Consider the following 13,442-nt stretch of genomic DNA (forward strand, 5'->3'; position numbering starts at 1 on the left):
GCAGCGCCCTCACCGCCCGCCCCGGGCATCCGGCGGGTGCGACGCGGACGCGGGTTCTCCTACCTCGACCCCGCCGGCGACCGGCTCGCCGAAGACGAAGCGCCGGAGCGGATCGAGGACCTGGTCATCCCGCCCGCGTGGCGCGACGTGTGGATCGCGCCGCAGCCGAACGGTCACATCCAGGCCGTCGGCACGGACGCCGCCGGCCGGCGGCAGTACCTGTATCACCCCGCAGTGGCGCCGCGACCGCGACGAGGAGAAACACGACAGGGTGCTGGCCATGGCGAGGCGGCTGCCCGGATGGCGGGCCCAGGTTGAGGACGACCTGGCCGAACGTGTGCTCACCGAACGCTGCGTGCTCGGCGCCGCTGCGGATGCTCGGCGCCGCGCTGCGGATGCTCGGCGCCGCGCTGCACCGGCGGCGAGGAGTACGCCGAGGAGAACGGCACTCACGGCGTGGCCACCCTGCTGCGTGAGCACGCCTGCGTGCGCAAGGGTGCCTGCGTGTTCGAGTACTCGGCCAAGGGTGGCGCCGCGAGGGCGGTGTCGATCGACGATCCGGCACTGGTGGAAATGCTGCGGTCCTTGCTGCGCAGCCGCGCGGACAGCGAACGGCTGCTCGTCTACCGCACCTGCTCGGGCCCGCACGAGATCCACGCCGCCGACGTCAACGAGCGGTTCAAGGAACTCGCGGGCGAGGACTGCACGGCCCAGGACCTGCACACCTGAAACGCCACCGTGCTCGCCGCGGCCGCGTTCGCCACCGCGGCGGAACCGGCGTCGGAGGCTGCGGCCAAACGCGCGGAGGCCGCGGTGATGCGCCAGGTCTCCGAAGCGCTCGGCAACATCCCGGCCGTGTGCCGGGCGTCCTATGTGGACCCCCGGCTGGTCGAGGCCTACCGCTCGTCACACACAATCAGCAGGGCCCTGAGCCGCGCCGCGAAAGCCGAGGGCGACGACGCTCGCGCGGTCCTCGAACGCGCCACCATCCGGCTGCTGAGCCGAAGCAGGAACCGCTAGCCTGCCCGGGGCGCTCACCGCCGGGCAACGGAACCTTTCACCGGAGAACCCGCGCAGGGCAGTGCTCGGCCGGGCGACTCCGTTCGCCGTCAGCAGCGGCGGAACGCCAGGATCGCGATTCGGTCGCGCAGCGTGCCACCGCCACGGCCGGACTGCCCGCGGCACTTCGCCTGCTCGCCGAGCGGACCGTGCCGGCCACCGGGCATGAAGCCGCCGCCGCGGGTGACCAGCGGCCATGACGATGCTGCCCACCCCCGAATTGCCGCCGCCCGGGGCCCGCTTTCGGCCACGGTCGCCGCAGTGTTGTCCGCTCCGCCGGCGGGCGCCCGTTGGTGCTCAACGCCCCTCGCGGACGCCGATTCGTTCGGCAACGACCCGCAGCTCGCGTTGCACCTCTACTTTTGAACAGCACTACCAGGGACTGCCGGACGTCGACGAGACGTGGGAGTGGGATCCGGACCTGCTCCGGGCCCGCGCGGCACTGGAGCACCGGTTCCTGACCGGCCTCCGTGGCGCGGTCCCGGTGGCCACGACGTCAACGCCGAGTTCGAGGCCCTGCTCGTCGAGCCGATCGACGGCTCCGGCGTATCCCACTTCCTTCGCGACGAAGGACAATGGTGGCGTGCGGGAGTCTTCGCGCTTGTTCGCCGACCTCTTGCGTGGCGCCGAGCTGCCAGACGGCTACCTCGCTCTGCTGGGGCACGCCCGCACCGATGATCGCGATCGTCCACATGATGTCGCTGTTCGGTCTGCACCGATCGCTGCGGGGCGCGCTCGTCGGTCATTTCGCCGCCACCGAGGAGACGTGTTCGGCGTCCAGGCGACCGACCTCCTCTAAGAGCGCCTCAGCGAGCACCTCCTGGCGTGCTGGCGCGCCGGGCGGTCCTCGCTGCGTCACCCGTTGTCCTGAGTCCTCACCCGCTTGCGGTGGCTCGTGTCGCACAGCGGGAACCGCTTGCTGCGCCGGCACGTGCACACCGCGACGACGAATCGGTCCGAGCGCACCACGTCCCCGTCCGGCGCCTGCAGCTCGATCGGGCCGTCCACCAGCAACGGGCCGCCCGGCACGAGCCGCGCCCGGCGGTAGCCACCTTCCTCGGCAACGCTGCTCATCACACCCTCCTCGTCGTTCGGGGTCCTCGCCGTTTACCCGCCGCCCGGCCGGGCAAACTCGGCGTTGCCCTGTCGGCAAAAGCCAAACCTCCGGAATCGGTTTCGTGATTTTTTTCCACCATTACCCACTATTGAGAAATACATTTTCCGTCCTCAGGTGTTTTCACGCGGAAGGTTGCGGGTAGCTGAATCAAATGACGAAGTCACATTCCTGTTCGCCTTGTTTCGGGGGCGGCGTGCGGGTTGTGCGTGACGAACTCGCTACCGCAAGAGTCAGGAGGAGCGGCCATGAAGGCAGGAACACGAATGGCGATCGGAGTCGCGGCCGGTTATCTACTGGGGCGGACGAAAAAAGGGCGCCTCGCGTTGATGATCGCGGCCGCGGGGGCCACCGGCAAGGCCGGGGTGTCGCCGGCGAAGCTCGTCCAAGGTGGTCTCAAGCAGCTGGGCTCGTCCGCGGAGATCGGCCAGCTGACGTCACTGGCGCGTGACGAGTTGCTCTCCGCGGCGAAGGCCGCGGCGGTGACGGCGGCCAGCGGGAAGATCGAATCTCTGAGCGAACGCCTCCAGGACGGCAGCGCGCTCACCCGCGGCAAGAAGTCCAAGGCCGACGACGAGCACGACGCCACGCCGGAAGACGAAGACGAAGCCGAAGTCGTGGACGAGGACGAAGCCGAAGACCAGGAAGAGCCGGAGCCCGAGCCCGAGCCCGAGCCCGAACCCGAGCCCGAGAAGCCCCAGCGCCGCCGCGCGGCGAGCCGCCGATCGAGCGATGGTGACGAACGGAAGCCGCAGCGGCGATCATCGAGCCGGCGGTCCGCGTCGTCCGACGACGGTGACAAGAGTTCTGGCAGTGCACGCACCGCCACCAAGCGCTCGCCCGTCCGCCGGGCGAGGAGGTGAACGCAGTGGTCACCAAAACGTTGAAGAACACCGCCGACAAGGCCACGAGCGCAGCCGGCAAAGCGACCGGCACGGTCAGCGGCGCCGCGTCGAAAGCGACCGGCGGCAACACGAGTGAGCTGACCGATGCCCTGCGCGGGCTGGGTCAAGCGGCCATGACCCGGGCGACGGGTTCCATCACGAAGCGGATCTCTTCGACGGCCGGGCGCCTGACCGACTTCGCCGAAGGCGGCGGCGGTGGCCTTCTCGAAGCGGCGACCGGCGGCAAGGGCGGCGTCAAGGGCAAGGCGATGATGGGCGCCGTCAAGGGCGGCCTGTCCGGTATCGCGCAGAAGGTGAAGGACACGTTCAGCGGCGGGGGCGGCGGTGGCAGCGGTAAGGGCAACAAGATCAAGCTCACCAACATCGTCGAGGAGATCGACATCGGTGCGCCGATCGATCTCGTATACGACCAGTGGACCCGGTTCACCGACTTCCCGGCGTTCATGAAGAAGGTCAACAACGTCGAGCAGGTCAGCGAAGAGAAGACCGAGTGGAAGGCGCAGGTCTTCTGGTCGCACCGCAGCTGGGAGGCGACCATCCTGGAGCAGGTGCCATTCGAGCGGATCGTGTGGCGCTCCAAGGCAGCGAAGGGTCACGTTGACGGAGCGGTGACGTTCCACGAGCTCACGCCGGACCTCACCAAGGTCGTGCTGGTGCTCGCGTACCACCCGCAGGGGCTGTTCGAGCGCACCGGCAACATCTGGCGGGCGCAAGGCCGCCGGGCACGGCTGGAGCTCAAGCATTTCCGCCGCCACGTGATGACGGAAGACCTGCTGCACCCCGACGACATCGAGGGGTGGCACGGCGAGATCCACGACGGGCAGGTCGTCGAGCAGGGTGACGAGGGCGCCGACCGCGACGAGGCCGAGGAAACCGGACCGGAGCAGGACGAGGAGTCCGCCGACACCGGTTCCGAAGAGGACGAGTACGCGGAGTCCGAAGAGGAGCCCGAAGAAGAGCCCGAGGAGGAGCCTGAGGAAGAGGAGCCCGAAGACACCGAAGACACCGACGAGACCGAGGACGCAGAGGAATCCGACGAGGCGGCCGAGGAAGATCAGCCTCGCCGCGGCCGCGCGCGTGTCGGCGCAGGCAGAAGTCGAGGGAGCAGGCGATGACAACAGCAGTACAGCCCTCCGGTGGGGGCGGCGGCCTCGACCGGCCGAGTTCGAGCAGCCTCGCCGACGTGATCGACACGATCCTGGACAAGGGCCTCGTGATCGACGCGTACGTACGGGTGTCCCTGGTGGGCATCGAGCTGCTGACCGTGGACGCCCGAGTTGTGGTGGCCAGTGTCGACACCTACCTGCGGTTCGCGGAAGCGGTGAATCGCCTCGACATCTCGGGCACCGAGCAGAAGGGTCTGCCCGACCTCCTGGAGGACGTGACCTCCGGCGGCGCCAAGGCCAAGACGCGCGGGGCGCTCGAGGCAGCAGGCGACAAGCTGCGCGGCATCCTCGGCGAAGACGAAGACGAAGACGAGGAAGAGGAAGAACCCGTGCGCCGCGGCAGGAAGGGACGGTGAGGCGAGTGACCGCCGAAACCGACACCGAGACGGAGAACGGAACCGAGACGGCGATCTACGTCTACGGCATCCTGCCCGCCGACGTCGAGATCGACGGCGACGCGCGTGGAGTGGGGGATCCGCCTTCCGCCGTGACCACAGTGCACAGTGGACCGATCGCCGCGCTGGTCAGCGAAATCCCCCAGGACACGCCGCTGGGCCGGCCTGCGGACCTTTCGGCGTACGCCAGCCTGCTGGACGCGGCGGCAGCCGAGGTCCCGGTGCTGCCGCTGCGCTTTGGCGCCGTCGTCGCGGACGAGCGAGCGGTGGTCGACGAGCTGCTTGACGCGAACCGCGATGACTTCATGGCAGCGCTGGAGGAGCTGGAGGGCAAAGCGGAGTACGTCGTCCGGGCGCGTTACGACGAGGGGGCCATTCTGCGGGAAATCCTGTCCGAGAACGACGGCATGGCGCAGCTCGCGGACGCGATCCGGGGCAAGCCACAGGATGCCACCCGCAACGAGCGCATGGCCCTGGGCGAGCAGATCACGCAGGCGATCGAGGCGAAGCGGGCGGTCGATACGCAACGGACGGCCGACGCATTGGCCGATCTGGTCGTTGAGCTCGCGCCTCGACAGCCGACTCACGATGAGGAGGCGGTGCACCTCGCAGTGCTGGCCGAGACCGACCGGCAGGGCGATCTGGAAGCCGCCATCGACGAGCTAGCGAAGGACTGGGAAGGCCGCGTCGAGGTCCGCCTGCTCGGTCCGCTCGCTGCGTACGACTTCGTCGTCACGCGGACGCCGGAGTGACGCGATGGGCCTGTTGTCGGGAATCTTCGGTCTGCCGCTGGCACCGGTCCGCGGGGTCCTCGCCCTGGGCGAGCTGATCCGGCGGCGGGTCGACGAAGAGCTGCACGACCCCGCGTCGGTCCGGCGCGAGCTGGAGGCCGTGGAGCAGGCGCGGGCAGCCGGCGAGATCTCGGCCGAAGAAGAAGCCGAAGCGCAGCAAGAGGCATTGAGCCGGCTGACGGGCTCCCGGCCGAGCCGGCCCGTACGCCGAACCGACGAGAGGAAAAGGTGACGGCCGATGGCCACCGCGAAAGGTGAAGACCGGTCCCCGCCGACCCGCCGTCGATCGGGGCGCGACGGCATGGTCGCCTCGACAGCGGCCGCCTCGGCGGTGCGTCAGCTGGACGAGCTGATCACGAGCGAACCCGTGGGCGTCACGTCGGTCGAGCCGCTCGAAGACGGCTGGGTCGTCGAGGTCGAAGTGATCGAAGAGCACCGCATCCCGTCCTCGGCTGACATCCTGGCGCTGTACGAGATCGAGCTGGACACCGAAGGCGACCTGCTCGCGTTCCGCCGCACGCGGCGGTACGCGCGCGGCAAGTCCGGCACCGGAAACGAGGGGAGCTGAGATGGTATCGGGGCAACCGGTCAGCCGGTCCCAGGGCGCGCTCGGTGCTACCGGAAGCCAGCCCGCGAACCTCGGCGACATCCTCGAGCGGGTGCTGGACAAGGGACTGGTCATCGCCGGGGACATCCAGGTCAACCTGCTCGACATCGAACTGCTGACGATCAAGCTGCGGCTGGTGATCGCCTCGCTCGAGACCGCCCGCGAGGTGGGCATCAACTGGTGGGAGAGCGATCCGTGGCTGACCGGTGACAACGGGAAGCTGCAAAACGAGAACCGGCAGCTTCGGGCGCGCATCGCCGAGTTGGAGGCGGCGCCGGAGTCCATCGAGGCCGGCGAGGAAGATGATGAACGCGAGTGACGAGACAGGCGTGTGGCTGTACGCCGTGACGCCTGAAGCCGGGGCCGCCGCACTCGGCGGACTGACCGGGGTGTCGGCCGAACGCCCGCGGGTTGTCACGGCGGGCAGGCTGGCCGCGGTGGTGGGCGATGTCCCGTTGAGCTCCTTCGGTGCGGAAGCCCTGCGTCGCAACCTGGAGGACCTCGACTGGCTGGCCGCGGTGGCGCGAGCGCACGACTCCGTGATCGCGGCGCTCGTCGAGCAGGGGCCGGTGGCGCCCGTGCGCCTCGCGACGGTGTACCACGACGACGCCTCCGTCCGGGTCGCCGTCGAGGAGCGTTGCGCCGATTTCGAACGGACGCTCGAGCACGTCTCGGGCCGGGTCGAGTGGGGGGTGAAGGCATTCCTGCAGTCCGAACCGGAGCCCGCCGCGGCCGTGCCGGACAGCGAAGGCGCGGGGGTTGCCTACCTGGCGCGGCGGCGCCGCGCGCTGGCGTCACAGGAAGAACGTCAGCAGCGGGCCGCGGACCAGGTGAGCCGTCTCCACGCCGCGCTCTGCGAACTCGCGGCCGACGCCTGCACCCATCCCCCGCAGAGCCGGGCGCTGACCGACCAGGACGGGCCGATGGTGCTCAACGGGGCGTACCTCGTCGATGCCGGGCAAGCCGGGCGCTTCGCCGAAGCAGTGGACTCGAGTGGCCGGGACAGCACCGTGCTCACCGTGGAGCTGACCGGGCCATGGCCGCCGTACTCGTTCTCTACACCGGAGGAACCATGACTGTGCCGGCACGCGCCGGGAACCGCAACGTCGCCCTCATCGACCTGCTCGACCGCGTACTCGCGGGCGGCGTCGTGGTGAGCGGCGAAATCACCCTGTCCATCGCCGACGTCGATCTCGTGCGCGTTTCCCTGCGAACCCTGATCACGTCGATCACAGCATTGCAGCAGCCCCATGGGTGACGACGAGCGAAAGAACCGGATCGACGCCGATCCCGAGACGGCGGAACGCAGCCTCGTCAGTCTGGTGCTGACGGTGGTGGAGCTGTTGCGCCAGCTCATGGAGCGCCAGGCGCTGCGCCGCGTCGACCACGGCGATCTGGACGACGACAAGGTCGAGGAGATCGGCCAGACGCTGATGTACCTCGATCTGCGCATGGAAGAATTGTGCGATCACTTCGGACTGGAGCGGCGGGAACTCAACATCGATCTCGGACCGCTGGGAACGCTGCTTTCCGAGGAATAGCGCTACCCACTTTCGAGACCGAATGACCGGGTAACGACGCATTCCGTTTGGTGATAACAGCGTGTTTGACCGGCCGTCGACCGGGTACGCAGCGGAAATACAACCTGCCTGGGTTGTCGCCGCTCGAAACGCCAGAGCCGAAAACGGCCACAGCGGAGTCGGGAGGTACCCATCGACGTAACCGAAATTTGTCCACGAGAGGACGAGATCGATGAATACCGGCTTCAACATCCTGCAAAGTCTGCAGAGCGCATTCACGACGTTCGTGAACTACCTGCCCCAGCTGATCGGCGCGCTTCTCGTGCTGCTGATCGGCTTCATCATCGCCAAACTGCTGGACAAGGCCATCACCAAGGGTCTGCAGAAGGCGAAGGTCGACGACCGGCTGAAGTCCGGTGGCGGCGCGAACTACGTGGAGAAACTCTCCCCGCGGGGCAGCCCGTCCAAGCTCGTCGGTCTGGTCGTGTTCTGGGTGATCATGCTGTTCGTGATCTCCTCAGCTATCGGGACGCTGGGGATTCCGGCGTTGACCGCGTTCATGAACCAGGTGCTGAGCTACCTGCCCAATGTCATCGCCGCGCTGCTGATCTTCATCGTCGCGGCCGCAGTCGCCGGCGCGGTCGGCGGACTGCTGCACCGCACCATGGGCGACACGCCGACCGGAAAGATCGCCCGCACCCTCGCCCCGGCGATGATCATGGGTATCGCCATTTTCATGATCTTGACTCAGCTGGGGATCTCCCCGGTGATCGTCACGATCACCTACGCCGCGCTGGTCGGCGCGGCGGCACTGGCCGCGGCTCTGGCATTCGGCATCGGCGGCCGGGACGCCGCCGCGGACCTGGTCAATTCCGGATACGAGAAGGCCAAGGACGAGAACGACCAGATCAGGTCCGATCCGGCGATCGGCAAACAGCGTGCCGCCCAGGACGCCGCCGACACCAAGCACAAAACCGAGCAGCCGGTGGGTCGCCACGAGCACGGTGCATCGCCTGTCCAGGGCGCTCACCGATCCTGACACGGAGCGCGACGAGGAATCGGTGCGGGCAGAGCGAACTGCACCACTCCAAGGCGGACGGGTCGATGTCTGGTACGTCATCCACCAAGCGCTGGACGAAAAGCCGTGATTGACGGCTGCGAAGACGACGTCACGCTTCCGCCGCACCGCGGCCCGTTTGCCGCAGCTGCGGCGGGAGCGTGAACAAGTCGATTCCGCGGTGAGGGTTGGAGCCCGACCGTGGGGGTAGCCCGTGTCATGACCGATAACTCACCATTCGCGATCAGGTTCGCCAGGACCCGGACTGCGACGGAGTCCCCGCCGCACCGGGTGTTGTCCGCCCTCGAAGAGGTCCAAGCACTGGACGCACCCGCGGCCGCGGTGGCGAGGCCGGTGGACGAGCTCTTCAGCGGCCAGGCCGGTGAAGAGCTTCGAGGCCGCCGGCTCGGCCATCCACTGCACCCGCTCGCGGTCACCCTCCCGATCGGCGCGTGGGCGTGCTCGTCGCTGCTCGACTTGGTGCCGGGCAACGACGAAGCTGCCCGTCGCCTCGTGGGCATCGGCTTGCTGGCGGCCCCGGCGGCCGCGATCCTCGGTGCCGCCGACTACCACGACCTCGACGAGCGGCAGCGCCGGGTCGGGTTCTGCCATCTCGTGCTCAACCTCGTCGCGACCATGATCTTCGCCGCCTCCTACCGCCGGCGGCGCCGTGGCGCGGCCGGGGGCAAGCTGCTCGGCGCACTCGGCCTGCTCGTCCTCGGTGCCGGGGGTGCGCTCGGCGGCCACCTCTCCTACGCCCAGGGCGCCGGGGTCTTCCGCTGGCAACGCGCACAGAATCAGACGGGCAAGGCGCCGGTCACGGTGAATTCGAGGCGCCTGGCCACCGACACGGCCTGGTCGCCGAAGCGCTCGTAGAACCGGGCCAGCAGGGCGGCGTTGGCCGCCGCGGCGGCGCCGCCTTTCCAGTTCCGGCTGGTGATCAGGTCGAGTACCTGAGCGTGCAGGTCGTCCACCGCCTGGTCGGCGTTGTCCAGCTCGATGAACATGCCCGCGAACGGTGCGGCGATCATGTCCGCGAGCCGGTCGGCCATGCCCGCGGTGAGATCGCCGAGGCGGCGGAACTTTTCCTCCAGCTCGGCGGAGTCGAGGTGGTCCGGGTGCTGAAATCGCGCTGTGCCGGCGATGTGCGCGGCGAGGTCACCCATGCGCTCGAGTTTGTCGGCGCAGTACACCGCGGCGAGCACGAGTCGCAGCTCATGGGCGACCGGGGCCTGCAACGCCAACAGCGCCTCAGCGTGGTCTTCGCACTCGGCGCGCTGCAGATCCAGCTCGGTGTCGCCGACGAGCACCTGCTCGGCCAGCTCCAAGTTCGCGGTGAGCAAAGCCGCGGTGGCCTGCCGCATCGCCTCCGAGCAGGCGACGCACATCGCCGTCATCTCGGCACCGAGCCGAGCCAGCTCGAGATGAAATGCCTGTCGCATGGCCATCAGCCAACCTCTCGCGCGCCTCCCGCCACCGCGTCGGCAAACCCGGCCGGGCCCTGATCGACTCGTGACGCTGCGCCGCCGCCGGACCTCTGAAGTCGACGCCGGCGCCAACGAGTACCCGAAATGCAGCCGGATAAACGGGCGTGTGGCCAGGCAGCGGCGCTACGGACCGCCGTGGCCCTTGCCCTTGGGCTTCCCTCTGGCCTTCCCGCCCTCTGCCCTGGCCTTGTTGCCGGGGACGGCGGTCAGAACTCCGGGCCCGTTCACGGCGATCGGCACCGGCCGTGGCGGCGCGGCGGGGTTCTGCGGCGCCGCGACGGACGACGCAGGTGGCTTCGCGGTGACCGCGGTCGATGGCGAGGGCACGGTCGCAGCCGGCGGTTGCGCGGCAGGCGTCCCGCCGCGAGCGGGGTCCGCTGCGCCCGGTCCCGGGAGCACCGCTGCGAGGACGGCTGCCGTGGTCGCGGCCGCGAAGCCACCCAAGGCGAGCAGGTTCCGCCGGCGCCGGCGGGTGGCCGAGGCCGGTGGCCGGGACGGGGTGACCGCGCAGTCGGGCCGGCGCAACATCCACAGGGTTTCCGCGGCAGTGGGGCGATCCCCCGGGTCGCGGGCCGTCATCCGCTCGAGGGTGTGCGCGAGGGGCGCGGGCAGCCCGGCGGGAACCCGCGGTGGCCGGTGCAGCCGTGCCATCGCTGCTTCGGCCATCGTGCCGGGATACTCGCGCTCCCCCGTCAGGCACTCCAGCAGGATGAGACCAAGTGCGTAGATGTCGGCGGCCGGACCGGCCGGCTCCCCGACGATCTGCTCCGGTGCGAGGTACGCGGCCGTGCCCGTCACGAACCCGGTGCCGGTGATGCGGGTCGAGCCGAGCTCGTGCGCGATGCCGAAATCGCTGATCAGCGGACCGTCAGGGCCGAGCAGGATGTTGGCGGGCTTGAGGTCTCGATGCACGACGCGCCGCGCGTGGAGATGCTCGACCGTCTCGGCGAGCTGCACCGCCAGATCGGTCCCCTCCTCGACCGGCACGGGGCCGGACAGCAAGCGCTCAGCGAGATTCTCACCGTCCACCAATTGCATCACGAGGAACGGCCGGCCGTGGTCCGTCCCGCTGTCGAGCACGGCCACCACGCGCGGGTGGTCCAACCCGGCCTGGATCGTCCTTTCCCGGACCCGCCGCACCTGCTCCACCGCGACGGCCTCCCGGTCGTACACCTTGACCGCGACCGCGCGGTCGAGCCTCCGGTCGACCGCTCGGTACACGCGCGCGGTGCCCCCACGGCCGATCAGGTGCTCGACGTCGTAGCGCCCGGCGATCGAGAGCGGCGGATCTTCCGTGGCGTCCCAGGGGAACAGACCGGCGTCGTGCAGGGGAAACCGAGGATCGGTGACTCCACCGCCGTCTCTTCCACATCGGTCCGTCATCGGCCGGCACCCCCGTCTCGTCGGTGACCCGCCAAGTACCCCGGCGACGCGGCCGGCCAAACGGAACGGCCGGAAAACGAGACCCTCCGCACCGCCGACCTGTGGCAGCCCCCCGCCGTCCGTACTGGTACTGGCGGCGACGTTGACGGTGTGCGTGCTCATTGGATCCGGGAAGGGAACCTCGTGAGACGCCCGTGTGGCCGGGAGGGAACCGGGCGCGAAATCCCGACGTCTCAGAACGGACGAGTGTTACATTACCGACACGGGATGTCACTCGGCTCGTCGGTGACCTCCGCCTGGCGAGCGGGACTGTGCGGAAGGAAGCTCTGTGGGGTTCGAGGTCGATGTCGAGAACATCAGCAACGCCGCGGCCAAGCTCGGCCAGGGGACGCCGCCGTCGCTCTCCGCGCCGGGGTCGCCGAACGTGGGTGGCACGGATCGGGCCGGTGGCTTCGCGGGCGACTACGAGGTCTGGCTGCTGACCCGGCAGGAAGATCTGGACGCGGCGCAGCAGCAGGTCGACAGCCTGGTCGAAACGATCGGCAACGCCGCGAAGAGTTACGACAGCAGCGACGACGAAGCACGCGGCGTGTTCCTGAAAGCGCTGGACAGTGGTCTCGCACGGATCGACCGGTGACGGCGGTGTTCGACAAGATCCGTGAGCTCGCCGGCAAAGTGGAGAAAGGCAGCACGACCGAACTGGATGATCGGGCCCGGGCGTGCAGAGCCACCAAGGAATCGGTCGAGGACGCCAAGTCGCTGGTGGAAAGCGTCCGTGCGCAGTTGAGCGAGAGCTGGCACGGCGGGGCCGGGGAATCGGCCCTGTCCTCGCTGGATGCCTTCAAAAAGAACCGCGAGGACCAGGCCGAGGACCTCGAAGAGTCGGCGAAATCGTTCGAAGTCGTGCGCGACGCGCTGGCGAAGGCGCAGTCGGACGCCAGGAGCAAACGCGAGGACGCCGAGAAATTGCAGGCGAAACTCGACAACGTGTGGAAGGACCTCTCGAACGGCAAGGGCAACATCGTGTTCGCCTGGGCGCAGGACAAGATCATCAAGGCCGAGGCCCTCGTCCTGCTCGCCGATCTGCAGCGGGTGGTCACCACCTACGACGCGGTCCTGCTCGCCGAGGGCTTGAAGCTGCGCAACAAAACGGGCCGGATCTGGGAGCTCGCCGGCTCCGAGAAGCGGAACCCGGCCGAGATCGCCGCGCTCATCCTGCGCGAGATTCCCGGCCTCGCCGCGCTCGTCGCGAAGAACCCGAAGCTCGATCTCGCCTTGCTCAAAGGTGATTGGGACACGATCATGCGCGACCCCGAGGTCGCGCAGAAGATCTACGATTACTTCGGCTTCAAGTACGTCGAGGGCGGCGATTTCTACACCACGGGCGAGCACTCGGTGCAGAGCTACCTCGGCTGGCACGACATCTACGACAAGATGGAGAAGCTCATCGGCGCGGACCTCGACCGCACCAGCGCCCAGGGCGACAACATGGAGTTCACCGACCCCAAAACCGGGAAGCAGTACCGGCTGGAACTGTGGAAGGGCAGCTACGGGTTCGGCGGCGCGTTCGGCGGCGAAGTCGGGTTCTACACCCGCGACCCCCAGTCCCAGGACCCCTCCGGCTACTTCTCCGCCGCACAGGGCGACGACCAGATTAAGGTGACCCAGCAGATCTACGACAAAGAAAGCGGCAAGGTCTACTTCACCAACGACGGCCAGGGCGCCGACGGCAGCGACAAACGGCACTTCTGGAACCTGGCGATCCGCTCCGAGCCGGGCGTGCACCCCGACCAGCTCGGCCAGCGAGCCACGATCGAAGTGCGCGACACCGACATGCGCGACCGAATCTACAACGAGATGACGCGGTACGCCGCCGCGCACCCCGAAGAGAACCTCACCGTCACGAAGGTGTCCGACCACCCGCCCGTGCTCAGCTACGACTGGAAAAAGTGACCGGC

The 13,442-nt window shown here is 68.7% G+C and carries 20 protein-coding genes and 1 pseudogene; 18 read left to right on the forward strand and 3 right to left on the reverse strand.

Translation table 11 applies throughout. The features are described 5' to 3' along the window. Positions 1 to 36 precede the first annotated feature (36 nt). The 4 genes and pseudogenes from AB0383_RS04065 to AB0383_RS04080 all read left to right on the forward strand — a co-directional run bounded on the left by AB0383_RS04065 (position 37) and on the right by AB0383_RS04080 (position 1,930). The gene (locus tag AB0383_RS04065) at positions 37 to 318 is read left to right on the forward strand and encodes a hypothetical protein (RefSeq protein WP_364176265.1); all 282 of its coding nucleotides are present in this window, start codon (positions 37 to 39) and stop codon (positions 316 to 318) included. A gap of 138 nt (positions 319 to 456) precedes the next feature. Then, positions 457 to 729 carry a hypothetical protein gene (locus tag AB0383_RS04070; RefSeq protein ID WP_366185075.1) on the forward strand — a complete coding sequence of 91 codons (273 nt, stop codon included), beginning with the start codon at positions 457 to 459 and terminating at the stop codon, positions 727 to 729. Between the two features lie 9 nt (positions 730 to 738). Next, positions 739 to 1,020 carry a hypothetical protein gene (locus tag AB0383_RS04075; protein ID WP_366185077.1) on the forward strand — a complete coding sequence of 94 codons (282 nt, stop codon included), beginning with the start codon at positions 739 to 741 and terminating at the stop codon, positions 1,018 to 1,020. Between the two features lie 204 nt (positions 1,021 to 1,224). Continuing rightward, a pseudogene (locus tag AB0383_RS04080) lies at positions 1,225 to 1,930 on the forward strand (iron-containing redox enzyme family protein). On the opposite strand, the gene AB0383_RS04085 reads toward AB0383_RS04080, so the two are convergent. Next, positions 1,915 to 2,133, reverse strand: coding sequence for a CDGSH iron-sulfur domain-containing protein (locus AB0383_RS04085; protein WP_364176273.1), 219 nt, complete (start codon positions 2,131 to 2,133; stop codon positions 1,915 to 1,917). The pseudogene AB0383_RS04080 and the gene AB0383_RS04085 sit on opposite strands and share 16 nt — an antisense overlap. A gap of 306 nt (positions 2,134 to 2,439) precedes the next feature. Between AB0383_RS04085 and AB0383_RS04090 the strand changes: the two genes are divergently transcribed. The 12 genes from AB0383_RS04090 (at position 2,440) to AB0383_RS04145 (ending at position 9,490) form a co-directional block, all read left to right on the forward strand. Next, positions 2,440 to 3,036: a hypothetical protein gene (locus AB0383_RS04090; RefSeq protein WP_366185080.1), complete on the forward strand. Its 597-nt coding sequence runs from the start codon at positions 2,440 to 2,442 to the stop codon at positions 3,034 to 3,036. Next, positions 3,033 to 4,193, forward strand: a complete 1,161-nt coding sequence (locus tag AB0383_RS04095) for an SRPBCC family protein (protein ID WP_366185082.1) — start codon at positions 3,033 to 3,035, stop codon at positions 4,191 to 4,193. Before AB0383_RS04090 ends, AB0383_RS04095 begins: the two co-directional genes overlap by 4 nt. Next, on the forward strand, positions 4,190 to 4,600 hold the full coding sequence (gene gvpJ / locus AB0383_RS04100; RefSeq protein WP_364176281.1) for a gas vesicle protein GvpJ: 411 nt from the start codon (positions 4,190 to 4,192) through the stop codon (positions 4,598 to 4,600). Before AB0383_RS04095 ends, gvpJ begins: the two co-directional genes overlap by 4 nt. Positions 4,601 to 4,605: 5 nt before the next feature. After that, positions 4,606 to 5,391 carry a GvpL/GvpF family gas vesicle protein gene (locus AB0383_RS04105; protein WP_364176283.1) on the forward strand — a complete coding sequence of 262 codons (786 nt, stop codon included), beginning with the start codon at positions 4,606 to 4,608 and terminating at the stop codon, positions 5,389 to 5,391. A gap of 4 nt (positions 5,392 to 5,395) precedes the next feature. Further along, positions 5,396 to 5,662, forward strand: coding sequence for a gas vesicle protein GvpG (locus tag AB0383_RS04110; RefSeq protein WP_364176286.1), 267 nt, complete (start codon positions 5,396 to 5,398; stop codon positions 5,660 to 5,662). Between the two features lie 6 nt (positions 5,663 to 5,668). Next, positions 5,669 to 5,998, forward strand: a complete 330-nt coding sequence (gene gvpO, locus AB0383_RS04115) for a gas vesicle protein GvpO (RefSeq protein ID WP_364176289.1) — start codon at positions 5,669 to 5,671, stop codon at positions 5,996 to 5,998. A gap of 1 nt (position 5,999) precedes the next feature. Beyond that, positions 6,000 to 6,356: a gas vesicle protein gene (locus AB0383_RS04120; RefSeq protein WP_364176292.1), complete on the forward strand. Its 357-nt coding sequence runs from the start codon at positions 6,000 to 6,002 to the stop codon at positions 6,354 to 6,356. Continuing rightward, positions 6,343 to 7,113, forward strand: coding sequence for a GvpL/GvpF family gas vesicle protein (locus AB0383_RS04125; RefSeq protein WP_366185086.1), 771 nt, complete (start codon positions 6,343 to 6,345; stop codon positions 7,111 to 7,113). Before AB0383_RS04120 ends, AB0383_RS04125 begins: the two co-directional genes overlap by 14 nt. Next, positions 7,110 to 7,295 (forward strand): gas vesicle protein, encoded by a 186-nt coding sequence (locus AB0383_RS04130; RefSeq protein WP_364176298.1) that lies wholly within the window; start codon positions 7,110 to 7,112, stop codon positions 7,293 to 7,295. The genes AB0383_RS04125 and AB0383_RS04130 overlap by 4 nt, the downstream gene beginning before the upstream one ends. Further along, entirely contained in the window at positions 7,288 to 7,578 is a 291-nt protein-coding gene (locus tag AB0383_RS04135) for a gas vesicle protein K (RefSeq protein ID WP_364176301.1), read from the forward strand. Before AB0383_RS04130 ends, AB0383_RS04135 begins: the two co-directional genes overlap by 8 nt. 211 nt (positions 7,579 to 7,789) lie before the next feature. Continuing rightward, a complete protein-coding gene (locus AB0383_RS04140) occupies positions 7,790 to 8,596 on the forward strand; it encodes a hypothetical protein (protein WP_364176303.1) in 807 nt (268 codons plus the stop codon). 309 nt (positions 8,597 to 8,905) lie between these two features. Continuing rightward, the gene (locus tag AB0383_RS04145) at positions 8,906 to 9,490 is read left to right on the forward strand and encodes a DUF2231 domain-containing protein (RefSeq protein ID WP_366185509.1); all 585 of its coding nucleotides are present in this window, start codon (positions 8,906 to 8,908) and stop codon (positions 9,488 to 9,490) included. Here AB0383_RS04145 and phoU read toward each other — a convergent pair. Both phoU and AB0383_RS04155 read right to left on the reverse strand, forming a co-directional pair. Further along, a complete protein-coding gene (phoU, locus tag AB0383_RS04150) occupies positions 9,412 to 10,062 on the reverse strand; it encodes a phosphate signaling complex protein PhoU (protein ID WP_366185089.1) in 651 nt (216 codons plus the stop codon). The two genes, AB0383_RS04145 and phoU, sit on opposite strands and share 79 nt — an antisense overlap. A gap of 162 nt (positions 10,063 to 10,224) precedes the next feature. Then, positions 10,225 to 11,484, reverse strand: coding sequence for a protein kinase (locus AB0383_RS04155; RefSeq protein WP_366185092.1), 1,260 nt, complete (start codon positions 11,482 to 11,484; stop codon positions 10,225 to 10,227). 328 nt (positions 11,485 to 11,812) lie between these two features. On the opposite strand from AB0383_RS04155, the gene AB0383_RS04160 reads away from it, so the two are divergent. Together AB0383_RS04160 and AB0383_RS04165 are read left to right on the forward strand one after the other, a co-directional pair. After that, entirely contained in the window at positions 11,813 to 12,121 is a 309-nt protein-coding gene (locus AB0383_RS04160) for a hypothetical protein (RefSeq protein ID WP_366185094.1), read from the forward strand. Next, complete coding sequence (locus AB0383_RS04165) at positions 12,118 to 13,437, forward strand: DUF4474 domain-containing protein (RefSeq protein WP_366185096.1); 1,320 nt, start codon at positions 12,118 to 12,120, stop codon at positions 13,435 to 13,437. The genes AB0383_RS04160 and AB0383_RS04165 overlap by 4 nt, the downstream gene beginning before the upstream one ends. Positions 13,438 to 13,442: the final 5 nt, after the last annotated feature.

It is taken from the genome of Amycolatopsis sp. NPDC051373 (assembly GCF_040689465.1).
GTDB lineage: Bacteria > Actinomycetota > Actinomycetes > Mycobacteriales > Pseudonocardiaceae > Amycolatopsis.